This window comes from Alphaproteobacteria bacterium (assembly GCA_004295055.1).
Lineage (GTDB): Bacteria > Pseudomonadota > Alphaproteobacteria > SHNJ01 > SHNJ01 > SHNJ01.
In genome coordinates this window covers 1-21,930 of the sequence record SHNJ01000027.1, presented here as the reverse complement: position 1 = coordinate 21,930, position 21,930 = coordinate 1, and the positions used below count along the sequence as shown (strand labels likewise).

Sequence of the window (21,930 nt, the reverse complement as noted above, 5' to 3'; positions counted from 1 at the left end):
GAGTTTGACGCTATTATGCCCATCCGGCCAGAGATTCTATAGGTTTGCCCCTGTGGCGGAACTGGCAGACGCGCCAGACTCAAAATCTGGTATTCGCAAGGATGTGTCGGTTCGACCCCGACCGGGGGCACCATTTAAAATCAGGCACTTACCTGATTTTAAACAAAACGTTATAAACTTCAAAAACGTTGGTAGACATCACACAGACATCACCAAAATCAATTTGGTGATGTCTGCGAGGCCTATGTTACTTGGATTATTTTTAAGCCAAACTTATTTTTTCACCCTACCCCACATCCCCCTAGTGGCATGGGGGCAGGCAAAATCACTTTCCTGTCACCGATCTTCAAAGCACCCCGCGAGGATTTTTAAAATTTTAAAAGTGGCCTGCGAGAAAACATATGACCGACTTCCCCTACCGTAGATTCGTTCAAATACCGATGCAGCTGGTCATGTGCCATGATATGCACGGCTCGGCCATGAAAACCTACGGCGCTTTATGCCTGTTCGCGAATAAGAAGAACATATGCTGGCCCTCCATCCACACCCTCGCCCGCATCACAGGGCTTTCTAAACGGCAAATAGCGCGGCATTTGAAGGCGCTGGAGAAGAAGGAACTCATCATTATAAAACGGCGAGGTAAAAGCAGGGGCAAGCGCGGCGCAACCAGCGTCTATAAACTGGCTTTTGATTTCCGTGGCTCTTCTTTTATTTGGCATCAAATAATGGCAGGCAGGCGACATGTATGGCAGGGAGAACCAAAAACAAATCGGAAGGCATGCGAATCTGAACAAGATTTCGGGGTCATACACCTCTAAATTATTGATTTACCTTGCAACCGTCGCGCGGGGATGAGTGCGCATATATAACAGCCCGTATTTGCTATTTTGCTGCTGTGTCCGCTCTGTACTCTCCTTATATACTTCTTATACACCGACATAAAATACGGATAACCAATCAGCCCTTCAGCCGGTATCCAACTCCCGTTTCTATGTCGTTCGCACTCAGGCTTCAATAGATAACAAACAATTTCTCCGCTCGATGATCCCGCAATTGTGGACTTATGTAAGAAAATTCTCGAGTCGCAAACGCGGGAAATCAGCCAAATGGAGGCGACTCTAAAACGATACTAAGTTTAATTACCTATAGCCTATATCCAAATTTACTCAGCGACCAAATAGTTACTAAATATAATGCAATTGTGAGGAAGCAAGACAGAATCAGGGCCATCCAAAATTCTATTCCGGCCCTTAGTAAAGCGGGAAATATTAGGAACATCGGCAAGGTCGGCAGCACCAGCCAGAAGGTCGATTCGGCGTGAATCGCAATTCTTTCGATATCATTTGTATCGCGCCATAACCATATAATCGCTAGCAGCGAAACCAGAGGCAAAGAAGCAATGAGCGCCCCCAAACTTGGGCTGCGCTGGGCGATTTCCGAGATAATAGCGATCAACAATCCAGACACTAAAGCTTTAATTAAAAGATAAGTCATAATGCGTTTCCTGTTTGATTAGATTTTTACCGACCGCAATCGCAAACTGTTTACAATCACCGAAACCGAACTCAACGCCATAGCGGCGCTGGCGATAATGGGGCTTAGCAGAATACCGAAGAAAGGATAAAGAATCCCGGCTGCTATCGGCACGCCCAGCGCATTATAGACAAAAGCGAAAAACAGATTCTGCCGGATGTTGCGCATGGTGGCGTGGCTTAAGCGGCGCGCGCGCACGATGCCGATCAGGTCGCCCTTTACCAAGGTGACCCCAGCGCTTTCCATCGCCACATCGGTGCCGGTTCCCATCGCGATGCCTACTTGTGCCTGTGCCAATGCGGGGGCGTCATTGACCCCGTCCCCGGCCATGGCCACTTTGCGTCCCTGCGCTTGCAGTTGCCGCACCACTTCGCTTTTGCGTTCGGGCAGCACTTCCGCTTCGATGTCGTCTATACCGAGCTGGCTGGCCACAGCTTGCGCGGTAGCTTTGCTGTCGCCGGTCAGCATGACGATGTGCAGACCTTCTGCCTTGAGCTGCTTTAGTGCTTCCGCTGTTGTGGCCTTAATAGGATCGGCCACGCTGATCACGGCGGCGGGCTTGCCGTCGATGGCGGCAAACATGGCGGTTTGACCTTTGCTGCGCAATTGTTCGGCGCTGGCCGTCAGGGATGCGGAATCAATTCCAAGCGTAGAAAAAAGCGCTGCATTGCCAAGCGCTACGGTATGGCCGTCAATCGTTCCTTTCACGCCCTTACCAGTGATGGAGGAAAAATCCTGCACTGCTGCCAGTTTAAGGCCGCGTTCTTCCGCACCTTTTACAATCGCCGCTGCCAGCGGATGCTCGCTGCCTTTTTCAAGGCTTGCCAGCAGCCGTAATGTTTCGTTTTGCTCGAAGCCAGGCGCGACAACCACTTCTATCAGTTTTGGTTTGCCTTCGGTCAGCGTGCCGGTTTTGTCGATGATGAGGGTATCGACTTTCTCCATGATCTCCAAACTCTCGGCGTTTCTAATCAGCACGCCTAGCTGCGCGCCTCTACCGGTTCCGGTGATAATGGACATGGGTGTTGCAAGACCCAACGCGCAGGGACAGGCGATGATCAAAACCGCAACTGCATTGACGATAGCATAAGCCAGTTTAGGTTCCGGCCCCCATATTCCCCAAATCATCGCGGTAAGCAGCGCAACCGCAATCACCGTCGGCACGAAATAACTGGAAACGGTATCGGCCATGCGCTGAATGGGCGCGCGCGAACGTTGCGCCTTGGCGACCATATCTACGATCTGCGCCAACATAGTTTCGCTGCCTACGCGCTCAGCGCGCATAGTAAAACCGCCAGTGCCATTGAGCGTTGCGCCAGTCACTTTATCTCCGGCGCTTTTTTCCACCGGCACCGATTCACCGGTCAGCATCGATTGATCGACGCTGCTGTGCCCTTCCACGACCACGCCATCCACCGGTACTTTTTCACCGGGGCGTACACGCAGCAGATCGCCTTTTTGCACTTCGGACAAAGCCACATCTTCTTCCTTGTCGCCGTCGCGGATAATGCGTGCCATTTTAGGGGCCAGATCCAACAGCGCGCGCATAGCATTGCTGGCATTCGCACGGGCACGCAATTCCAAAACCTGCCCCAACAGTACCAAAGCCGTGATTACCGCCGACGCCTCGAAATAAATATCGAGCATCATGCCGCCGGTAAAACGGGCGACTGAATCTGGAAATAGCGTGATGATCAGGCTGTATAGATAAGCCACGCCTACGCCAAGCGCGATCAGGGTAAACATATTGAGGCTTTTGTGCTTGACCGAGGCTACTGCTCTCTCGAAAAACGGCCAACCTCCCCACAGTACCACCGGTGTCGCAACCAGCATCTGTATCCAGTGCGATATTTGCGAGTCGAGCCATTCATGCGGAAGATTGGGAATAAGATGCGCCCCCATCACAAACAGCGCCAGCGGCAACGATAACACCGCAGACACCCAAAACCGGCGCGTCATGTCGATCAGTTCGGGATCGGGGCCGGTGTCCAATGAAACATTCACTGGCTCCAACGTCATGCCGCAGATAGGGCAATTGCCAGGACCCTTTTGTCGTATTTGCGGGTGCATCGGGCAAGTGTAGATCATATCCACCCCGCCCGATGCTATTTTGATGGAAACTTCATGCTTCGCATGATGGCAACTGACTGTTTCCGAAGTCTTAACCTGATGCTGATGCATGAAACTTACTCCCAGTAATAATTATGGTTTTGGCGTATTGTCTTTTTCATCATGGTGATGATGCCCGTGCGGCATGAAGAAATGCATCAGCGGGCATAACAATAAAATCAAATATGGCAGAACGCCAATAGTATGCTGCCAGTGATATTCCAGCAGGTAGAGGATGACGATACCGGCTAGCGTTAAATAAATTAGCCAGGCAAACCGCATAGGATTGTGGGGTTTATGACAATTCGGATCATGCTGATGGGCGAGTGTCATTATTTCACCTCTTTATTGTCTTGCGGGTGATGCTTTTTATGATCTTCCGGACTTACGGCATCGGCAGGCGCTGCGGATTTATCTTTCATCATCCCGCTTTCCATCATTTTCTGGCAGCAAGAACAGTCTTTGCTTTCCATCATCTTTTGGCAACAGCAGCAGGATTTACCGTCCATCATCGGGCACATGGGACGGCCATTGGCGGCATCCATGCCATTGCTGGCACAACCCGCGAGTAGAATCATAACAAGTAAAAGGCTAGGAATATGTTTTACGAATTTCATTTGAAATCTCCTTTATTTGCAGCAGCTGGAAGAAGAGGAAGAAGGCTGGAATATTTTGCAGGCTAGCTCGGAAAAGAATACATAAATGCCTCCGATCACAGCACCGTAAATTCCAGTCATTATAAAGCCATACATAAAATTGACGATATCTAGAAACTGGAATTTGGGAATCAAAACGGTCAACACTTCATGACCGGCAAGGTCGGGAAAAAATATCCAGCCAACGACACATAAAGTATATAGCGTCATGAAGGTCATGCACATGGCAAACATAGTATGTAAGTAAGGGCATTTGGTATTAGTCATAGCGTTTCTCCTTTGGTTGATAAACTTAGCGGGCTTGATATTTCTTAAAAGTCGGGCGCGGCACATCGGGGATAGCGATTTCGCCGCTCGACATGCGACTATCGTCAACCACGTCGATTTTTTGAATCAGCATCGGCGATAAATGGACTATCCGCTTAATCCCGGCTCTGCGCCGCTCAAATTCCCTTGCGGGCAAATGCTCGTATTTCGGCGGCACGATTTGCGCTGCCGGTTGTGCTTCGGCATAAGCCGGAATTGTGAAGAGAGCTGCACCCAAAAACGCGGATAGAATCAATACATATGGTTTCATGATAATTCTCCTTACTGGTTTTTCTTAATGCTGTTGACGGTGTAATCATCGTTCGCGCCTGCTTTCAGCGTGAATGACACGGCATCGCCCGGTTTTACGCCGGATATATCAACGCCTTTATCGACTGGAAATTCCATTTTCATTTTCGGCCAACCCAGCGCCTTAATCGGATCGTGGGTTACATTGATCGTGCGCTTGTCTATATCGACGCTATTGACCTTGCCGGTGGCTTGGGTGTCCTTGCTGGCTGCCGCCTTTGTCTCCGGCGCGCCACCTTCGGCTTTTTGCGCAAGCTTATGGTGATCCATGGCTTTGGTTTCGCCGGGCTTCGAGGCTTGGCCGACAATCAGCGTGCCTTTCATATTCAAAGCCTCATGCGGGTGGCAATGAAATTGATACGTGCCAGGAACAGTGAAAGTATACGACCATTTCTCGCCTTCTTTTTCATGCATCGGACTCATAATCATTTCATCGACACCTTTGGGGACGTTAATAAACATGACGTCGTGCATATCTTCCTGCGCATTGACGAAGGTTACGGTATCGCCCGGTTGAATAGTCAACTTGTCCGGGGAAAAGTAATAAGGCGTTTTACCGGCGGGATCGCTGACTTCCTTGATGATATATTCCTTGGCAAATGCTGGGTTGGCCAGCGAGAGTAAAGCGGCCATTAACATTAGTTTTTTCATAGTCATTCTCCTTTGAGGTGAGTTAAAACATCAGCCGCAAACCGATTGCGGCAATAAAATCGTCTTTGTCTTCTCCATCGCTTGTGGCCATGGACGCGGTGTCGCCAAATTTGCGCTCGTAGCGCAAGTCCAAATACGGCGCGAATTTGCGCGTGAACTCGTAGCGCGTTTGCAAGCCGATTTCGCCATTGGTAAAGCCGGAGCTGATGTGATTTTCCGGCACGTCGTTGGCGGACAGGTTAATCTCGGCATAGGGTTGTAGAATCAGTTTTTGGGTCAGCAGAAAATCATTCTCCTCGCGCAAGCGCAGGCTAAAATCGCCATTCTCGCTGACGAATATATGCACCTCGGTTTCAAAGAAATACGGCGCAAGCCCTTCAAAACCCATCGCCAAGTAGGTAGTAGATGATGGGCGCGTATCGTGGCGCAAGCCGATTTGCGCGTCCCAAAAGGTTGCGATATTGCGGCTATATAGCGCCCAAAACTCGGCTTGCTCGGTTTTCCCGTCCGATGTTTCGCCTTCGCTTTTCAGCCACAGCTTGTTGTCATCGCCGCCGATCCAGCCGTCAAAATCCCAGCTTGCTACAGCGCCGTTTTGCCCGGCTCCATAATCGGTTTCCAGCCGGAACATATGGAAGGTACCGCCGCCGTGTTCTTCGGCCATCATATGCGCCATTTCTTCCGCCATCGCCGGGGATAAAGCCAGGCAGAGGAACATTGCCGCCAGTATTATTCTAATGCGCATGGGAACCTCCCGAAGTGGAATTATCGGATGCGGGCTGAACCGGCATATCGGTTTCACCCAGTTTTGCCACCACCACTTTTGTCATCATGCCGGACATCATGTGGTACAAAAGATGGCAATGAAACGCCCATTCACCCACTTCGTCTGCGGTTAACAACACCGAATAGGATTGGCCGGGCGGCACCAGAACCGTATGCTTGTTGGGCAGTTTTTCCAGAGGCTGGCCGTTTTCCAGCTGCACGAACATGCCATGCAAATGCATCGGATGCGCCATCATGGTTTCGTTGGTGAATGTTAGCCGCACCCGCTCGCCATATTTCAAGCGGATCGGTTCGGCGTCCATGAATTTCTTGCCGTTTAGCGTCCAGATATAACGCTCCATATTTCCGCCAAGACGCACGTCGATGGTGCGACCGGCATCGCGCGTGTCTTTCTGGATTCCGGCATAGCGCAAGTCTTTATAACTCAGCGCTTTATCGCCTTTGGGCGTTCCGGCGTCGGCCCAGCCGCTTTTCATATCCTCCGGCGTCATGACCATATTTTCCATATCCATCATGCTGCCCATATCGCCCATGGTCAAAAGCGCGCGCTGGCGATGGGTGGGAATCTTGTCCCTCATACCATCGCGTGTCGCAAGCGTGCCGAGCGCGAAGCCGGTGCGGTCGATGGATTCGGCGGCGACGGTATAGGCCTTATCTTCTTCCGGTGTGACCACGACATCATAGGTTTCGGCAGGAGCAAAGCGGAACTCGTCGATTTTCAAAGGCTCGATATTCTGCCCGTCCGCCTGTACCGCTGTCATTTTCAAGCCCGGAATCCGCACATCGTAAATCGACATGGCGGAAGCGTTGATGAAGCGTAAGCGTACACGTTCGCCCGGTTTAAATATCCCCGTCCAGTTTTGATCGGGGGATTTGCCGTTCATCAGGAACGTATAACCGCTGACATCGCTCAGATCGGTGGGCGACATGCGCATTTCGCCCCAATCTTTCGTGTCTTTCCAAGCCTTGCTGAAACCTTTGGCCTTAACATCATCGAAAAAATCGCCGATAGTCCGACGGGCAACGTTATAATAATCCGACGCCATTTTCAGATTGGCCATGACCGCGCCGGAATCTTCCTCGGTAAAATCGGAAAGCAGCACCACATAGTCCCGGTCGGTTTGGATCGGGTCTTTGCCGCGCGGCGCGACTATGATCGAGCCATAATGCCCGTCTTGTTCCTGCCCGATGCTGTGCGCGTGATACCAATAGGTGCCGGTTTGCCGCAGGCGGAAGCGATAAGTGAAGGTTTCGCCCGGTTTGATGCCTGGAAATTTATTAAACCCCGGAACCCCGTCCATCTCGCCCGGCAAGATCAAGCCATGCCAATGTATGGATGTAGCTTCGTCCAAGTGGTTGCTGACATGGATAACGGCTTCATCGCCATCGGTAAAACGAAGGGTCGGCCCAGGAATGCCGCCGTTGATGGTAATCTTCTCAACCGAATGGTCGGTAACATTGACTGGCCCGCGCGCAATATCCAGCCGATATTCAGCTGCTTGCGCGTCGAATGCGGTTAAAGACCATAGACTAATTGCTAATAAAAATAGAAAACGCCTCATAGAAATTCCCCAAATAAAAATAACTGCGCAAAACTAAACCAAGCGCAGGGGAACCTATATCAGGCGGCGTTGAGTGCTGAGGATAATAGAGGGAGAAGTGGCGTTAAACAGGCCCGGCCAATCGGGCGGGCCGCGATTGCCTTTGGTGCCGTCCAATACGATGGAATCGGCCACGATCAGGGCACTAGCAAGAGAGAAAGAAAAGTCTTTTTGCAAGTCTGGCTTTTTCAAAACCGGCCCGGCATCGGCCAATTGAAAGTCTACGCCTAAGCAATCCTTCATCAAGCCAGCGGTTGCGGGCTTGCCATCAGCATTTTGATGCTGCATTTGCATCCCATGCCCATCGCATGGCGGCTTCGCCGCTGCCTCTTGCTTCGGCTTATCCACGCACATAGGCATCGCACACGCCAACGAGGGCGTGAGCATTAGCAGGGCAAGGAAGGATAGAAGGATTTTTCTCACGATGGTTATTATATAGGGTATTTGTTAAAAAATGTAGGGGTATGAGCAAATCCGGCAAAATTAATTGAACCTGACGCGGTGCGAGTACTATTTCTGGATTTTTACTTAAGAAATAGTTATCGCTTCGTTTGCTTTAATCGGCGCTCAGGCTTGACGGGAGGTTCAAAATCCGGCTGGATGAGATTATGCGCTGGCAGCCCGAAAACCTTTGCTATTCTTTCCACGAAATCCAACGTCGCGTTTTTGTGGCCCGCTTCAATCTCGGAAATATAGCTCCGGTCAGCCTCCGCCTCTAAGGCCAGGTCTTGCTGTGTCATCTGCCGCACCGTGCGCAAGCGGCGGATGTTAACACCGAAAGTTTCATTTAATTTCATTCCTTTAGGATGTTGGTTTGACAAGTATTTGTATGTAGGCTATGACCTACAAAATGTAGGTCTTAACCAACAGGTGTTGCTATGCGGCTTCTATTTTCACTTGCTTTATTTCTAACCCTTTCCGCTTGCGCTGGGCTGGATTATCAACAGTCCAGTTGTGAAAAAAAGAACCCATATTTTCCGGACATGGTTAACTGTTTGGACAAGGCAACACATGCGGACACGACGATTCAGAATGACCGTAACAACGATCTTTTACCCGATTATACCGGTTACGCTAAAGGTTTAGCAGAACAGGTTAAATCAAAAAAGATTTCGGAAGATAAGGCGCGCAGCCTGCTAGCTGACCGCTATAACATTGTTAATGCGGAAGTTGCGGCAAGAAAAGCGGATCGGAATACGGGACGGCCCGCTATTGACGTAATTCGCTATCATCAGCAAATCTGCGAACAAGAACATTCAAGCTTGACGAAAGCTTTAGCATGTACGTTCGAGCGTTGGAAAAACGATCAGTTTCAAAATCGTTACGTTTATAAAGACATAGGATTGGACTATTTGATCTATGCCATGCAAGTAGCCAAAGATGTTGTAAAAGAAAAAACATCGGAAGACGAAGCGCGGAGCACTCTAAACAAAAGACATGCCGCATTAGAACAGGCGCAGAGAGAGCGAATTATCGCAACGCGAAATATACAGCAAGAAAGGCAGGATGCCGCAAACCAATCCGCCGCCAATAACTGGGCATACCAAAATTGTGTGCAGCAAGCCATGTCCATTCCCAAGGGCGGTTTTAGCGGGCCGATGGCTGATGTGGCCGCCTGCCAAAACAATCCTTATTTAGCCGGTCAGAACTTTCAACGGCAGAAACAAGATTTTGACAATCAAGCACAGCGCCAAGCGCCAAAGCCTCCCCAGAACGTAAACTGCATGCCTGATGGATGGGGCGGTTTCACTTGTAGAAGTTTTTAAGCAGCCATGTTACATCCCGCACGAGATCCAGCGCTTAGAGAACTTCTTCGCGAATCAAACATGATCGTTATAGGAATTGCAATAATTTGCGGTTTGGTAGTTTGCAAGCTTGCGATTTTTGGAATTGAGAATGCAGGTTTCTGGTTAAAAACGGCAATTTTTATTGGGCTATATTTTTTACTTCTCAAGCTAACCATAGCGCCGCGCGATGCGGACGGTTACGGGGCCGTGCTGATCATTTATACTGGCCTTTTCATTTGGCTGCTGAACAAAAATGCGCTGGGGTGGTGGTCTGCTTGTTTTTTGGCGATAGGATTTGGTTTTAGTGTCTATGCTTATCAAGCTATAAGAATAGTAGAAAATATATTGGAATTAGAGCGGGAAAAAAATGCATCACAAGAAGCCAAGGCAAGAGAATGAAGTTAGCTCGATTGATTTGGAACCATCTTATGTTCCCACCTCTTATTACGATAGAGATATATCTCAAGATTTAAAACTGGCCCTTTTAAATTTAGCGAATCTTAAGCGCGAAGATTTAAGACGCTTCACTTTTGAGGAAAAAATGGTTCTCATCGACGAGGCATTTTATGCCGTTCAACAGGGCGTATATAAGAGGCTTGATATCCTACTAGAGGAAACAAACCAAAAATATGGGTACAAATGCCGCAGGCAGAATTCTGACGTTATATGATTTTTCCAAAATGAAACATTTAGGACTTCTTTTTTTCTTTAAGCTGATAGTAATTATGCAGCCCTTTTCCTATTCTCAATAGATTATCACGCTCGTTACTGTTGTTAAAATCTTGTAAAAGACAAAAGAATGGTCGCTCAGGACATATTGCAAATTCCCGCACTTTGTTAGGCAAAGGGCGTTTATCCGCCTTAATGCGAAATATCACGTCCGGCAATTGGAAATAATATACGCGGATGCCTTCTATTTTCTTTTTGACGGGATCACATATAGTTCTGCTCATAATATCACTTGGATCGGTATTCTTGCTTAATAGAACCGAAAAGTCATCAACAGTACCCACATCATTAGCCTGCAACATTTCCCTTAACTTTTTTTCATGCACACCCAATCGGACGTGTGCATAAAACTGGTTGGTCGATATTGCCGCTCTCCACAAAATCGAAAGAAAAAACAATTTTAATTGTATATAATCGCCAACCGGTGGGTTATAGCCAATGGCTTCACCCACATTTGGGGGATCGCGAAGAACGTAACGTTGGTCGATAGGACGAGTAAGTATATCTTTGGCGTGGTTTTCGTAAGGAGAGAATTGATTATCACATTCCGCGCATAAAATGCCATTATCGTATACACCGGTAGGAACACGCTTAGGATGAAAGTGTGGGGAAGAGCTGATTATTCTCGCTTTGCTGATCGGCGATTCCGGCTCCATTACATCAAAACACCACCGAGGGATGATGTGAGAATTAACCAACTTTCTCTCACGCAAGCAGAAACGGCATGTTTTCACGCATATGCCCCATTTATCATCAACAACGTGCGAGCTTTCTTAGCTAACGGTTTTTACAGGCTTCTTCTATGGCTCGGTTTAAAGCTTCGTGAGACCATTTTTCTGCTTTGCAATTATTTTCTCTAAATGCGGGGGGAAAATTCTTGGGCGGGGAGTCCCCGCTATAAAAACCGATAACACCTTTACCCCGTTTTATACTTTCCTCAATCTCCCAATTAACCCACTTGCTATCAGCGCTGTCTTCCGTGAGATAAACAATGGTCACTGAGCAGCGGTCGATTCGATCACGAATACCTCGCTTAATATAATCAGCATTGGTACTGTCATATGGTTCTTTAAGTGAATGATCATCGAACTCAAGCTCTGTATTGTCATTCCTGGCTTGGGCACGAAACAAGTTTATGTCATTTATATTGTCGTGAGAAAAACTAATAAAAACATGTGGACAGCTGCTGCCGCCTGTTTCATCGTTTCCGCTTGTTGCCGCCTTTAGTTTTTGCTTGGCGCTGCTTTCAAGGCTCTCGATGTCTTTTGTTGATAGGCCGCCGCCTGAACCACCACCCATTTACGCCTCCTTAGTGAGCTTAAATTCTAAGCAAGATATACACCGCCCGCAAGGGGTATCATTGCCGCTATGGCAGGAATAGGTGCCCGCAACACCTTTTTCTTGGGCAAGCTTTACCACGTCGGCTTTGCTGAAATCAAACAAAGGGGCTGTTATCGCTATGCTGCGACCAAGCGCAATTTTTATTGTTTCTTCGGCCTGATTTAGAAATGGTTTTCTTTGGTCTGGAAATAAACTGAATTGTTCAGCCAATAGACCAATAGCCACCGCGCCTGCGCCAACTTGATAAGCATATGAACTCCCAGCAAGCAGAAAAAGTAGGTTTCTACCAGGAGTAAAAGCATCTTCTTTAATGTCTAAAGCAGGGGACGTTAATCCCGATTGGATTATTTCACCGAAGCCACATAAATTCATTTTTATTGGAGCGGGCATATTGAGAGCATTATGCACGTTTACGCATATATCCCATTCTTTCTTTGCTGCCCTTTGACCATAATCAACAAACAATGGAAATATTTCCATTCCTTCTTCACGGGCCAAGACACCCACCAAGGTCGAATCAAGGCCGCCTGAAACTAGATTGACTAATTTCATAAAAAATCTCGTTTTGCGACGCGCATAGTGATCCATGTTGCAAGATCTACGCAACCAACGGGATAACCAAAATCGTTGGCTATGGTTTGAAATTGGCTTTCCATATTTTTATAAGAAGACAAATTGGACAATGCGCTTGGTTTAATATCCATCTCTAATGCTAATTTTAAATAATCCAATAGATGCGTATCAAGCACTGCAAGTTCTGTGCAATAGCCGATCCGACGCAGAAATAAGCTTGCCTGCTTGGGGCCAAAGCCCCACACCTGTTCCATTAGCTGTTCTCTCGCTTGGTGTTCTGATAAGGACGAGTCAAGCAATTCATGCAACGATATATTGCAGGCGTTCATTTCGGACATGGTTCTGTTCAACAAAGAAGCTAAACGATTTTTAAACCTTGGCCGCGCTTCTCGATTGACCCCATGAACGTTAATAGATAATGGCTCTGAAAGAGCAGCGATAAGACTGTTTTCGTAGCTAGGGCCATGTGCTAACCAATTATTGAAGCTCAGCAGCCCTTGTTCATAAACTCTATTGGCAGCCCCTAAAGCCGTTTCATAGAGCATTTGGCTGCTGAACATGCAGACCGCAAGCTCATGCCATAGCCGATCCTCCGAAAGACGCCTCCACTCAAGATCAGGAGCGGCTTGCTCCTGGATTTCGCCGCATAACGCTTTAATAGTTTTGTTGATCGCGTCAATAATCAAGTTTGCTGCTCCCATCCAAGAGCGGTGGCGCTCATAGTAAAGATTTTTCTTGGAAAATTAGCTCTGCAAAAATCTATACCTTTATTTTCATGTGCTGCCTGACTTAAGCGTTTCATCCAATCCGTATAGAACTCTAAGTTATGAGTTAAGGTGCGCGCAACGAAAGATAAGTTTTTATCGCCCCAATCCGTCTGACCCCGGAAGAAATCGAATTGTGTGGAGTGAAAAAGCAACGCGGTATCATGATCTACGACCGTTTGGCACCATTCCAGCCCATCGAAGCTATCCGCGCCCGACAAAGTGTAAATAGCTAAAGAAATAGGATTTCCTGTGCCAAGAAGATGTAAAGCGATATAACGACCTGTTGCACTTAATGCCTGACGAATTTCTTTTACCGTATTGGCGCGGTTAAATATTCCTTCCCCAAGCCTGCGCTCAGGCACCGCGATCATGTTCACACCGGTGCTTTCAGCCACTCTAGCGCACAACGATGGCAATATATTCGGATTTTCATGAATAATGGGGATGATTGGTTTTGACCCAGCGGCAGCTTGATCTTGCTGCCATCGCTCTATAATAAGCCCAATATGATCCTCTGCTTTAGCTGGAGGATTTTGCTCATCAAAACTGAAAGCGATCGAGAAAGGAAATGTTTGCAACACTTCATGGAATCTTGCTTGCTGCCATTTGTCTTTTGCCGATTTCCAGAAACTTTCATAGTTACCGGAATCCAGCAATACTACATTCCCAGCCTCTAAAGATTTCGCTAAGGACTGGCGCAGAACGATTTTTTCATCCGCCGACGCATGGCTAAGATCGAAGGCAGAAACCAAAAACTGTCTATTGAGCGCAGAAACGGAACTTAAAACCCCCGCATATTCGGCAGGCTTCAAGTTTGTTTTAACAGAAGATACGGACGGAAAAAATATTGGTAGCGCCAATTCAATTTGGCCGATTTTTATATTTTCCGGTCGATTTTCTGCTGTCATTGCTTCTCACCAGACTGAGCATCAGTCGGATGATTTCGGGTGGTTTCATTAAACCAGTTGGCATGTTCGGTTGATACGTGCTCTTCAGTATGTTCCGCAAGAGAGATCAAAGCTTCATCCTCGGAGAGATTGCGGTAAGGGCCAGCCTTGGATAAGAAAAGATATTTCTCATGTTTTAGACGCTCTGCCGTGGAACGATAGCTAAACCAAAGAGTAGAATATTGATTCATATGTTGAACACCTTCCAACACCGCTATTAACGCGCCAGCAATCGATGTGCTCCATTTCGCGTAAAGCGGATCAAGCTGGCTTAGAAGAGGGATTGCGACAGCAATGAAAAGCTGTGAAAACTTTAGCGTCTTGTAAAGTGTTTGTGACCTACTACTTCTAGAATCATACCATTCGATTTGACTCATCAACCGCATCCAGGCAGGATGCTGGGATACTGTTTGTGGGACAGCAATCATATCGGGAGTCTGGCGCGTTTTACTGGTCATGACGTTTAGATATAACAATTTAAAGCAATTGCCAAGAAGTGTATCCATTCAAGCAAAACACTATTTGCTTGAAGAGCCTTAAAAGTCATAATCGAATACCATGGCATTGTTTGCGACAAGGTGACAGCCTACTACGCTACCCACTTTTACAAAGTCGATAAAATGTCCATCATCGCCCCATTTTCCGCTGCAACGCGGTTCTGACCACCGCAAAATTCCCCTATAGCGGCGCGCTCTTCATAACCAGCAATTATATTCTCCATATCCTGTCTTTGCGTGGGCTGGGTCAGCAACTGGATGATATGTGCCTTACTGGCCGTAATAGCGTCTAACAGCCGCTGTGGAGGGGGTTTAATAGCCTTTAGCTTTAGGTTGCCACCTTCCGTAAGCAAAGCTACTCCAGCCCTATGCGCCTCTAATAGGAGTGAGATTAAATTCAAATCTCTTTCTCCCATGTGCTATTAGAGAGAAAGTGGCTGTTTTCATCGTCCGCACCGTCCGGATCAACGGTTTTTTCACTGAATTGATCATGTGCGGACGGTGCGGACGCAGTAATGGTTGTATAATCTGGTTTTCGTAAAATACGGATAAGTCGTGTTTTTGCTTTTCCTTCCTTATACCGATCAATTTCTATATTATATCTACGAAGAAATGGAGCAAGGCGTTCCAGCACACCAGACATTGCCCTTGGATTTTTGGGGAATAAAGAATTTTTTGCATTGGATTGGGTAATTTCTTGTAACAACTGAGTCGCCGTCCCCACCCATTCAGACTTGCCCTCCAGAAGTTTGATAATTTCCAGTGCTACGCCGTCTTCGCTCAGCACCTTCTCCACCATTTCATTTTTATTGGCATTAAAAGCCCTTATAAAAGTTCCTGGTGGCCAAAATTTTTCTTCACAAGCGGTGACCCACCGCGCAAAGTCAGCTAACCTAGGAAGGCTTTCCATCTTAATCTCCTTGAGCCTCCTTAAGCCTTGTACAGCCGCATCCAACAATGCTCCAAGAATTTGAGGTGCAACGGCATCAAAACTGCACCAAAGCTCTTCTTCGGTACGGCGATGTTCATCCGGTATTGGCAATAGCGATATTGCCAGGGTTCGGTCGGCAAGGTCGGGACGGCTGACAAAGCTCTCAATGCCGTTTAAAAGAACGGGGCGTTTGACATCTAACAATATTTCGTCTGTATCCTCAAACAGCTTCCGTTTTGTAAGCCCGCCGCCGGTTGCGAGTTTGCACAAAGCATCGGAAAGCCAGGGAGGCAGCGATGAAATATTGTCGTAAGCTTGAATGTACGAATTGTTCGCCGCAATTACCAGACTCTGTTCGTCACTCGATAAAGTGCGCAATGGCACCGTACTCGGGTCTAAAAGAGTGCGAAGGATTCTGGCACATGTTGACTTCGCGGAACCTTGTTCGCCATTAATCGCCAAAATAGGAAGCGATCCCTGACCCCTTATGCCTGCCAATAACCAAGCAACCACCAAAATAAAATGTTCTTCGCAGCCAACGTTCAAGAATTTTCTTAGAAGATTTATGTCTCCTCCTGACTGCGGGAGAGACAAAGGAGCCATGCCTTTGCTGCGACGGAATTTAACTGGTGCAACCTCCATTATTCTCCATCCATCGCGAGAAATTTCGACGGCTTGCCACTCCGCGTTGCATAAATCAAAGAATATTTTTTCTTCAAAATTTGCAACTCGCAGGTAAACGTCTTTCTTTTCCCCGCCAAAAACGGCGTTCGCGTGAATAACATTAATGGCAGAATTAGACGCCTCGGAACTTGGTGCGCCCTGGCACAATTCATAATATTTTTTGGCTAGAAATTCCTTAAACTTTGAACTACGGATCGGCCAAATTTCCGTATGACCATCTATTTGGATTTCCGCATAACCTGTGTTATCGGGATCATGGAATAAGGTCATCCCTTCCGTCAACGCGATTAATTTTTGCGCTTGGGTCGGTTTTAAAGCCCCAACTTTATCCTCAGCTAAAGCCTTGTCGAGTTCAGAAACTCTAACGCCTTCATCTTTCAGCTTTGCGCGCACATTCTCGTATATGGCAAGATTTTCTGCCTTCAAACTTTTCAATAGCTTAAGGTTCTCCGGCTTAAATGGTGCACCTGGGTCAGCACCCACCTCACTTAACAAGATATCAACAGGGTTGGTTGATATCTCTGCATTTTCAATGATAGCGTTAATTCTTGCTTCGTTTTTATTGAGCATCACTATGTCCCATCAACAAATCATTGAAGTCGATATCACTTCCAGCGCGGGCAAGCCGGACTATTTTCCCTTCCAATGCCCAGCGGTGCGCGGCTCGTTGAGAGGCAGTCTCGCCAGCGCTGCCGCCATCGACAAGAATGATTGCTTCTTTAATCGAAGGCGGTAAATTTAAAGAAGATAATAAAGATGAGGATAATGCTGCCCAAGCAGAAATGCCGGTGGCTTGCATCGCTGATAAAGAGGTTTCTATTCCCTCTCCCACCAGAATTTTCTCCGCATAACCTCCAAGGGCTATAATGCCCCCCTTGCTGGGGCCAAGCATCATTTTCGATTTTCCGACCGGCGCTTTACCGTTGCCGCCATAGTTCAAAAAAGTCCTATGCAATGCAACTGGTTCTTGTGTTATAGCATTAACCACTAATCCCAGCATCGTAGGCCATTCCCTTGCGCTCGGGCTATGATATAAGCCTGGATGGAATCTCAAGCTTTCTAAATCCACCAATCTTATTCTCCGACCCGAAAGATAATTTTGGGCAGGCGATCCTTTAATCGGTTCAGCCTGATCCCATAAATGTTTAATATTAAAAAAGCTTGTCGATGATTTCCCGCGTTGTTGCCGAGAAATGTGTGAAGTCTGATATTGAAAAGGAGCTAGAAAATGTTGATGTTTTTTCCATAACTCCATATTATTTAAGGCAGCCAGCACAGCCTGCTGTGTGCATCCCGCATGGCAATACACTAGAATTTTTCCATTTTCCTCTTTGATACTCAGACTAGGATTTTTATCTGTGTGAGCTGGGCATGGTGCCTGACCGTAATCACCATACCATTTACCTCCCAACGCGAGAGTTATGCGAGGCCCCCATGAGCTATTCATGGGAGTCATTCTCACGCACGCAATAATCATGGGTGGAAGAGCAGTGTTTGGATATCATCCATGAATCGAGATCAGCTTTATCATAAACAACTGCGCGGCGGCCAATTCGATAGAATTTGGGGCCTTTGTTTTTCTTGCAGCGCAGCTGGCGCAGAAAACTGGCGGAAAGCCCCAAATATTGTGCCGCTTCTTCGGTTCTAAGTTTTGTTTGTGAGTGCATGTAGGTCTCCCTGTGTTCGCACAGGGGCACGCTGGAACAAACTGCCATATCTGTCACTGGGCAAAAAACATGCGGATTTTTGTCCAGTAAATTTATGTTCTTTTACAGGAGTTTATGAAGTGGCGCGCAAAACGTAGAAGTTTAGAACGGCCATTAATGCATCGTTGAAGTTCTGAAAAATCTGCGATGGTTTATAATTTGGCGGGTAAGCAGCGCTTTGAAGTAGATTGTCAAACGCCTTTTTTCTTTTACGCTGATCAGCATTTCTTATTTTTGAGTTTTTATGCAAGGATGCCGCTGCGCTGGCAATATTGACATTTACATTCCATTCTTTCGGGAGAGGCAGCCTCCCTTCTGTTAGATATTCTATGCCACTCAAAAAGGAGGATATTTTTATATCGTCTACCGCTTCATAAAATTGTTTATGTTTTAGGTAATGGCGCTTAAACGATTTAACCAACACTCCCGGTACCACAGAATATCTGTCCCTAAGAAAACTTTCAAACGCCGCGGCCTGTTTGCCGATGGTCATTGCAACTATTGGCCGGTATTCCTCTTCGATGCCCTGATCAACAAGGCGTCCTTCTTCAAATCTAACTACCCTTGCTTTTGAACCAATTAAGGGGTTCTTTTTCTCTAGCAACCAAAAACAAATCAATATTTCGATTTCTAAGTCACGGCGCTTGTTCGGCTGGCGTGCTAGTAGCCGGGCAGCCTGCCCCATTTTATCATCATTGGTCAGGTCGTATAGGAGATGCAAAACGTCAGAAGTGATTCTTTTAAATTCTTGAACGTTTTTAACATTTTTCATCGTCTCTAAAATATTGGGCTGCATCACTTACCGCCTCTCCATTACTACGCCGTCTTCGCCAGCATCGCTTTGGCCGTATTATTCATCAGTTCCTGACGCGCTTTAAGATTCTGCTGTACATATCCACTGGTAGTGGCAATGTCTTTATGGCCGCCAATGTCGCGCACGGCGAAAGCGTTGCCGGATATTGTCCCCGCTATCGTTAAGAATGTGCGGCGGATGTCATGAATATTGATTTTCTTAATTTTGGTTTCCGCCCGCACATAATTCCAAACGATACGGAGATAGCTGTAACTCAAAGCTTTTTTAGTACCTGGAACAACAAAAACGAAATCTTCATCTTGCTCGGCATTATCGCCTTTTTGCTCCAATAGGATTTGACGGGCATGTTCAGATATTGGCCTGTGCGACCGGCCGGTTTTCGTATCCTCCATAATAACCTGCATCGTATCGGAATAAACTTCTCCCCACTTCAGGTTTACGGCCTCACCGATGCGAAAACCGGTAGAAAAAAGAAATCGTATAAGCGCCGTGGAAGAATCATAAAATCGTTTTTCTTTTTCAGCCTTACTTAAAGCTTGTAAAATCTTCTCGGTTTCAACCTCCTCAAAGATCCGCTTGCGGTGTTCCGTTTTATGCTTCTTAACGCGGAAACAAGGATTGTCCGGCCGAATTTCGGCATCTACGGCGTAGCTGAACATTTTACGAAAATAAGCAAATGTGTTATTAGCTTCCGTAGGCGTTGCCACCATATCCGCGATAAATTCCTTAACGTCACGGCGGGTAACATGCCCAACCAACCTACGTCCAAACCTGGGATATATCTTCCTGTCCAGCGCCCGGCGAATCTGCTTTTGAACGCTCGGTTTGTTGTATATTTTTACGTATTTCTCGAAATACTCTTCACCTAATTCCTTTATCGTCCATTCCGCCTTTAGTTTCTTTCGAGATTGTGCGGCGTCTAGACCCTTGCCTGCTTGGCTAACGATATCTTTTGCGTCTTGTCTGGCTTCTTCGACAGTTTTGACGCCGTATTCCCCAATGGTATAGGTGGTGGGAGGGTGTTTACTGCCTTGATGAGGCAGACGATAGCGCACGATAAAAACTTTTTTGCCGGAAGGCCAGATGCGAAGCCCAAATCCCTTGACATCAGCATCCCAGAAACGCTGTTCTTTGGTTTGCGCTTTCAAGCTATCCACGAAGCGCTTTGTAAGCTTGACATTCCTTTTACGTTCAGACATCATTTAGACATCACTAAGTTGGTTAATCATGAGAACTTATGGATACCAACGTATCACATAAACCTTGATTTACCAACCCTTTGAAGACCTATGAGAATTTATGAGAATCTGTGAAAACGATAAGACAATAAACTCAAAATCTGGTATTCGCAAGGATGTGTCGGTTCGACCCCGACCGGGGGCACCATTCGCCTACGCTATTTCAAGTTTCACTAGATGCGCCATAATCCATAATATAGTAGTAATATAACAGGAACTCGCCCTCCGTATCTTTAGCGAAGGGAGGCCGGGGCACCAATTAAATCATTCGCGGCCATGCCTTTATCCCGGCCGCGGCAAGACAATAGGTGATAATTTGGATTGGATAGACATTGCGCCATTTTGGGCGGCAACCAATTCCGTTTTGATTGTGGCAGCGTGCGCGGTGGGCGCGGTGCTGGCGATATACTGGGTGCAATCGATTCTGGCGCGGTTGCAATATGCGGAAAAACTGATCGCGTATTTGCACGCGAAGTTGGAAAAAATAGAAAAAGATTCGAACAAGGAATTATTGTACGCGCAAGACCCGGATGCGGCATCGGAAAAAATATTGCCGCGCGAGTCCGCGCCAACCGCCCCCACCCCGGAACCCACGCCGATCCAGCCACATCTGGCGGAATTCCTGCGCCAGCAAACATCGGGCGGACGAAAGTAGACAGAGCCTTATTCTTGTGCCAGGATGAGCCGATCCGGCGTCCGCGTGGCGCTGGGATTGCAATCAACCAGGGGAAGTTCATGAAGAAAATTTATGCGGCGATGGCGATGATCGCAGTGACGATGATTTTAAGCGGGTGCGCTGGGCGCGAGGCACGGCCGGTCGCGACATACAAACATGGCGATGAAACATTGAATTGCGCCCAATTGCGGCGCGAGGCTGAAAAATCCGAAAACGCCGCGATCAAATTATACAAAGACCATAATGACGCGCATGACGGCAATGTGGTGATGGGCACCGTGGGCGCGGTATTGTTCTGGCCGGCGTTGTTCGCGCTGGACACATCGGATGCGGAAAAAGTGGAAATGGAAGGCCACAAGGAACGCATTGAATCGTTGCAACATTGGATGGACAAGAAAAACTGCCCCGCGTACAAATCCAAAATCGATCAGATGGAAAAAGAGATCGACACCAAACGCCGCGCCGCGCCGGTTGAAACCAAAATCGACTAAGGTGTGCGTTGTTGTGTAATTACGAAAACGGCGGGTCATCCCCGCCGTTTTTTATGATCTGAATATTATTTAGCGCGGCCTGCGTCCAGCGGCTGCGCTGCGAACACCAGCCACTAATGCAGCGCCACGCGCGCGGCGATCTGGGCCCAATTGAGCGGCAGTGGTAATTTCACCCGTTTTGGCGCGGCGAGCCAATTCGTCGGCGGCGCGGCCAGTCTTATCCCCGGCGGTTTTACCCCGGGCTTTGCTGGCCTCGGTTCTGGTCCGTGCGGCGCGGGCAACCCAGCCTTTGAAATTTGCATCGAACTCGTTATGCGCAACGACTTCGGCGATCGACATCAAATCGCGGTTGTCGCCATAAACCCACCTCTTGCGGTATTGATCTGGCACCTTGGCATGCACGTTGGCGACCATATCGCCTTGGAATAGTTCGGGCAACGCGGATGACTCAATCTGCAAATTGCCGCTGGCCAATGCTGTCTGAATGATACCGATCAATGTTGTCGTTTTTGTATTTTGGCTTGATTCTTTTCTGGTCATATCCCACCTTTTTTCCTAATGCCCATACTATAATCCGGGCGGATGGGCGCGTCAATCTAGCACCGCGACGTAATTCGGGCCGATAAAATCCTCGTCTTTTAAATCGTAATCTTTGAAATCAATATGTTGCGGGTACAATTTGCCGATCCGGTATCCCAGCGGCGTTAATAAATCGTACCAATCTTTTAAAAGGAATTTCGACAATATATTCGCCCTGCCATATTCGAATTGAATCATTTTTATTTTGCGTTGCTGCAA

The 21,930-nt window shown here is 47.5% G+C and carries 28 protein-coding genes and 1 tRNA gene; 6 read left to right on the top strand and 23 right to left on the bottom strand.

The genetic code is table 11. The features are described from left to right. Window positions 1-46 precede the first annotated feature (46 nt). A tRNA-Leu gene (locus EYC62_06555) sits at window positions 47-133 on the top strand. Between the two features lie 268 nt (window positions 134-401). Then, window positions 402-818, top strand: coding sequence for a helix-turn-helix domain-containing protein (locus EYC62_06550; GenBank protein TAH33685.1), 417 nt, complete (start codon window positions 402-404; stop codon window positions 816-818). A 325-nt stretch (window positions 819-1,143) separates the two neighbouring features. On the opposite strand, the gene EYC62_06545 is transcribed toward EYC62_06550, so the two are convergent. The 11 genes from EYC62_06545 to EYC62_06495 all read right to left on the bottom strand — a co-directional run bounded on the left by EYC62_06545 (window position 1,144) and on the right by EYC62_06495 (window position 8,748). Continuing rightward, complete coding sequence (locus EYC62_06545) at window positions 1,144-1,494, bottom strand: DUF3147 family protein (GenBank protein ID TAH33684.1); 351 nt, start codon at window positions 1,492-1,494, stop codon at window positions 1,144-1,146. Window positions 1,495-1,512: 18 nt separating this feature from the next. Further along, on the bottom strand, window positions 1,513-3,603 hold the full coding sequence (locus EYC62_06540; GenBank protein TAH33695.1) for a copper-translocating P-type ATPase: 2,091 nt from the start codon (window positions 3,601-3,603) through the stop codon (window positions 1,513-1,515). Between the two features lie 132 nt (window positions 3,604-3,735). Beyond that, a complete protein-coding gene (locus EYC62_06535) occupies window positions 3,736-3,924 on the bottom strand; it encodes a DUF2933 domain-containing protein (GenBank protein ID TAH33694.1) in 189 nt (62 codons plus the stop codon). A gap of 50 nt (window positions 3,925-3,974) precedes the next feature. Further along, window positions 3,975-4,259 (bottom strand): hypothetical protein, encoded by a 285-nt coding sequence (locus EYC62_06530; GenBank protein ID TAH33683.1) that lies wholly within the window; start codon window positions 4,257-4,259, stop codon window positions 3,975-3,977. 12 nt (window positions 4,260-4,271) lie between these two features. Then, window positions 4,272-4,565: a hypothetical protein gene (locus EYC62_06525; protein TAH33682.1), complete on the bottom strand. Its 294-nt coding sequence runs from the start codon at window positions 4,563-4,565 to the stop codon at window positions 4,272-4,274. 25 nt (window positions 4,566-4,590) lie between these two features. Then, window positions 4,591-4,875, bottom strand: coding sequence for a hypothetical protein (locus EYC62_06520; GenBank protein ID TAH33681.1), 285 nt, complete (start codon window positions 4,873-4,875; stop codon window positions 4,591-4,593). Between the two features lie 11 nt (window positions 4,876-4,886). Continuing rightward, window positions 4,887-5,570 (bottom strand): hypothetical protein, encoded by a 684-nt coding sequence (locus EYC62_06515; protein TAH33680.1) that lies wholly within the window; start codon window positions 5,568-5,570, stop codon window positions 4,887-4,889. Between the two features lie 16 nt (window positions 5,571-5,586). Then, window positions 5,587-6,309 carry a copper resistance protein B gene (locus EYC62_06510; protein TAH33679.1) on the bottom strand — a complete coding sequence of 241 codons (723 nt, stop codon included), beginning with the start codon at window positions 6,307-6,309 and terminating at the stop codon, window positions 5,587-5,589. Continuing rightward, window positions 6,299-7,912, bottom strand: coding sequence for a copper resistance system multicopper oxidase (locus EYC62_06505; GenBank protein TAH33678.1), 1,614 nt, complete (start codon window positions 7,910-7,912; stop codon window positions 6,299-6,301). The genes EYC62_06510 and EYC62_06505 overlap by 11 nt, the downstream gene beginning before the upstream one ends. A 54-nt stretch (window positions 7,913-7,966) precedes the next feature. Further along, on the bottom strand, window positions 7,967-8,338 hold the full coding sequence (locus EYC62_06500; protein TAH33677.1) for a hypothetical protein: 372 nt from the start codon (window positions 8,336-8,338) through the stop codon (window positions 7,967-7,969). A gap of 152 nt (window positions 8,339-8,490) precedes the next feature. Then, a complete protein-coding gene (locus EYC62_06495; GenBank protein TAH33676.1) occupies window positions 8,491-8,748 on the bottom strand; it encodes an XRE family transcriptional regulator in 258 nt (85 codons plus the stop codon). 81 nt (window positions 8,749-8,829) lie between these two features. On the opposite strand from EYC62_06495, the gene EYC62_06490 reads away from it, so the two are divergent. Together EYC62_06490 and EYC62_06485 are read left to right on the top strand one after the other, a co-directional pair. Continuing rightward, window positions 8,830-9,717, top strand: a complete 888-nt coding sequence (locus EYC62_06490) for a hypothetical protein (GenBank protein ID TAH33675.1) — start codon at window positions 8,830-8,832, stop codon at window positions 9,715-9,717. 6 nt (window positions 9,718-9,723) lie between these two features. Then, on the top strand, window positions 9,724-10,137 hold the full coding sequence (locus EYC62_06485; GenBank protein TAH33674.1) for a hypothetical protein: 414 nt from the start codon (window positions 9,724-9,726) through the stop codon (window positions 10,135-10,137). A gap of 290 nt (window positions 10,138-10,427) precedes the next feature. Here the strand turns inward: EYC62_06485 and EYC62_06480 are convergent, their stop codons facing one another. From EYC62_06480 to EYC62_06430, 11 genes are all read right to left on the bottom strand, one after another. Next, window positions 10,428-11,123, bottom strand: a complete 696-nt coding sequence (locus EYC62_06480; protein ID TAH33673.1) for a hypothetical protein — start codon at window positions 11,121-11,123, stop codon at window positions 10,428-10,430. Window positions 11,124-11,244: 121 nt separating this feature from the next. Beyond that, window positions 11,245-11,766, bottom strand: a complete 522-nt coding sequence (locus EYC62_06475) for a TIR domain-containing protein (protein TAH33672.1) — start codon at window positions 11,764-11,766, stop codon at window positions 11,245-11,247. Further along, the gene (locus tag EYC62_06470) at window positions 11,767-12,360 is read right to left on the bottom strand and encodes a 7-cyano-7-deazaguanine synthase (protein TAH33671.1); all 594 of its coding nucleotides are present in this window, start codon (window positions 12,358-12,360) and stop codon (window positions 11,767-11,769) included. It abuts the gene before it with no gap. Continuing rightward, window positions 12,357-13,082 carry a hypothetical protein gene (locus EYC62_06465; GenBank protein TAH33670.1) on the bottom strand — a complete coding sequence of 242 codons (726 nt, stop codon included), beginning with the start codon at window positions 13,080-13,082 and terminating at the stop codon, window positions 12,357-12,359. Before EYC62_06465 ends, EYC62_06470 begins: the two co-directional genes overlap by 4 nt. Then, entirely contained in the window at window positions 13,064-14,056 is a 993-nt protein-coding gene (locus EYC62_06460; protein ID TAH33669.1) for a hypothetical protein, read from the bottom strand. The genes EYC62_06465 and EYC62_06460 overlap by 19 nt, the downstream gene beginning before the upstream one ends. Continuing rightward, window positions 14,053-14,601, bottom strand: coding sequence for a DUF4231 domain-containing protein (locus EYC62_06455; GenBank protein ID TAH33668.1), 549 nt, complete (start codon window positions 14,599-14,601; stop codon window positions 14,053-14,055). Before EYC62_06455 ends, EYC62_06460 begins: the two co-directional genes overlap by 4 nt. A gap of 388 nt (window positions 14,602-14,989) precedes the next feature. Next, window positions 14,990-16,777, bottom strand: a complete 1,788-nt coding sequence (locus EYC62_06450; protein TAH33667.1) for a hypothetical protein — start codon at window positions 16,775-16,777, stop codon at window positions 14,990-14,992. Further along, window positions 16,767-17,684, bottom strand: a complete 918-nt coding sequence (locus EYC62_06445) for a virulence-associated protein E (protein ID TAH33666.1) — start codon at window positions 17,682-17,684, stop codon at window positions 16,767-16,769. Before EYC62_06445 ends, EYC62_06450 begins: the two co-directional genes overlap by 11 nt. Beyond that, window positions 17,647-17,874 (bottom strand): DNA-binding protein, encoded by a 228-nt coding sequence (locus EYC62_06440; protein ID TAH33665.1) that lies wholly within the window; start codon window positions 17,872-17,874, stop codon window positions 17,647-17,649. The genes EYC62_06445 and EYC62_06440 overlap by 38 nt, the downstream gene beginning before the upstream one ends. A gap of 112 nt (window positions 17,875-17,986) precedes the next feature. Next, the gene (locus tag EYC62_06435) at window positions 17,987-18,712 is read right to left on the bottom strand and encodes a hypothetical protein (protein TAH33664.1); all 726 of its coding nucleotides are present in this window, start codon (window positions 18,710-18,712) and stop codon (window positions 17,987-17,989) included. Between the two features lie 17 nt (window positions 18,713-18,729). Next, window positions 18,730-19,929 (bottom strand): DUF4102 domain-containing protein, encoded by a 1,200-nt coding sequence (locus EYC62_06430; protein ID TAH33663.1) that lies wholly within the window; start codon window positions 19,927-19,929, stop codon window positions 18,730-18,732. Between the two features lie 352 nt (window positions 19,930-20,281). Between EYC62_06430 and EYC62_06425 the strand changes: the two genes are divergently transcribed. Together EYC62_06425 and EYC62_06420 are read left to right on the top strand one after the other, a co-directional pair. Beyond that, window positions 20,282-20,620 carry a hypothetical protein gene (locus EYC62_06425; GenBank protein ID TAH33662.1) on the top strand — a complete coding sequence of 113 codons (339 nt, stop codon included), beginning with the start codon at window positions 20,282-20,284 and terminating at the stop codon, window positions 20,618-20,620. Window positions 20,621-20,700: 80 nt separating this feature from the next. Next, window positions 20,701-21,132: a hypothetical protein gene (locus EYC62_06420; protein ID TAH33661.1), complete on the top strand. Its 432-nt coding sequence runs from the start codon at window positions 20,701-20,703 to the stop codon at window positions 21,130-21,132. Between the two features lie 69 nt (window positions 21,133-21,201). Here the strand turns inward: EYC62_06420 and EYC62_06415 are convergent, their stop codons facing one another. Then, a complete protein-coding gene (locus tag EYC62_06415) occupies window positions 21,202-21,672 on the bottom strand; it encodes a hypothetical protein (GenBank protein ID TAH33660.1) in 471 nt (156 codons plus the stop codon). Window positions 21,673-21,930 lie beyond the last annotated feature (258 nt).

Excerpts from the sequence above, each read along its gene's own strand:
- EYC62_06430 (TAH33663.1), bottom strand. The coding sequence starts at position 19,929 with ATGATGTCTGAACGTAAAAGGAATGTCAAGCTTACAAAGCGCTTCGTG.
- EYC62_06545 (TAH33684.1), bottom strand. The coding sequence starts at position 1,494 with ATGACTTATCTTTTAATTAAAGCTTTAGTGTCTGGATTGTTGATCGCT.
- EYC62_06515 (TAH33680.1), bottom strand. The coding sequence starts at position 5,570 with ATGACTATGAAAAAACTAATGTTAATGGCCGCTTTACTCTCGCTGGCC.
- EYC62_06465 (TAH33670.1), bottom strand. The coding sequence starts at position 13,082 with ATGGGAGCAGCAAACTTGATTATTGACGCGATCAACAAAACTATTAAA.
- EYC62_06520 (TAH33681.1), bottom strand. The coding sequence starts at position 4,875 with ATGAAACCATATGTATTGATTCTATCCGCGTTTTTGGGTGCAGCTCTC.
- EYC62_06420 (TAH33661.1), top strand. The coding sequence starts at position 20,701 with ATGAAGAAAATTTATGCGGCGATGGCGATGATCGCAGTGACGATGATT.
- EYC62_06460 (TAH33669.1), bottom strand. The coding sequence starts at position 14,056 with ATGACAGCAGAAAATCGACCGGAAAATATAAAAATCGGCCAAATTGAA.
- EYC62_06495 (TAH33676.1), bottom strand. The coding sequence starts at position 8,748 with ATGAAATTAAATGAAACTTTCGGTGTTAACATCCGCCGCTTGCGCACG.
- EYC62_06450 (TAH33667.1), bottom strand. The coding sequence starts at position 16,777 with ATGCTCAATAAAAACGAAGCAAGAATTAACGCTATCATTGAAAATGCA.
- EYC62_06445 (TAH33666.1), bottom strand. The coding sequence starts at position 17,684 with ATGATTATTGCGTGCGTGAGAATGACTCCCATGAATAGCTCATGGGGG.
- EYC62_06485 (TAH33674.1), top strand. The coding sequence starts at position 9,724 with ATGTTACATCCCGCACGAGATCCAGCGCTTAGAGAACTTCTTCGCGAA.
- EYC62_06550 (TAH33685.1), top strand. The coding sequence starts at position 402 with ATGACCGACTTCCCCTACCGTAGATTCGTTCAAATACCGATGCAGCTG.
- EYC62_06530 (TAH33683.1), bottom strand. The coding sequence starts at position 4,259 with ATGAAATTCGTAAAACATATTCCTAGCCTTTTACTTGTTATGATTCTA.
- EYC62_06480 (TAH33673.1), bottom strand. The coding sequence starts at position 11,123 with ATGGAGCCGGAATCGCCGATCAGCAAAGCGAGAATAATCAGCTCTTCC.
- EYC62_06510 (TAH33679.1), bottom strand. The coding sequence starts at position 6,309 with ATGCGCATTAGAATAATACTGGCGGCAATGTTCCTCTGCCTGGCTTTA.
- EYC62_06490 (TAH33675.1), top strand. The coding sequence starts at position 8,830 with ATGCGGCTTCTATTTTCACTTGCTTTATTTCTAACCCTTTCCGCTTGC.
- EYC62_06505 (TAH33678.1), bottom strand. The coding sequence starts at position 7,912 with ATGAGGCGTTTTCTATTTTTATTAGCAATTAGTCTATGGTCTTTAACC.
- EYC62_06440 (TAH33665.1), bottom strand. The coding sequence starts at position 17,874 with ATGCACTCACAAACAAAACTTAGAACCGAAGAAGCGGCACAATATTTG.
- EYC62_06415 (TAH33660.1), bottom strand. The coding sequence starts at position 21,672 with ATGACCAGAAAAGAATCAAGCCAAAATACAAAAACGACAACATTGATC.
- EYC62_06525 (TAH33682.1), bottom strand. The coding sequence starts at position 4,565 with ATGACTAATACCAAATGCCCTTACTTACATACTATGTTTGCCATGTGC.
- EYC62_06455 (TAH33668.1), bottom strand. The coding sequence starts at position 14,601 with ATGGATACACTTCTTGGCAATTGCTTTAAATTGTTATATCTAAACGTC.
- EYC62_06500 (TAH33677.1), bottom strand. The coding sequence starts at position 8,338 with ATGCTCACGCCCTCGTTGGCGTGTGCGATGCCTATGTGCGTGGATAAG.
- EYC62_06535 (TAH33694.1), bottom strand. The coding sequence starts at position 3,924 with ATGCGGTTTGCCTGGCTAATTTATTTAACGCTAGCCGGTATCGTCATC.
- EYC62_06540 (TAH33695.1), bottom strand. The coding sequence starts at position 3,603 with ATGCACCCGCAAATACGACAAAAGGGTCCTGGCAATTGCCCTATCTGC.
- EYC62_06470 (TAH33671.1), bottom strand. The coding sequence starts at position 12,360 with ATGAAATTAGTCAATCTAGTTTCAGGCGGCCTTGATTCGACCTTGGTG.
- EYC62_06475 (TAH33672.1), bottom strand. The coding sequence starts at position 11,766 with ATGGGTGGTGGTTCAGGCGGCGGCCTATCAACAAAAGACATCGAGAGC.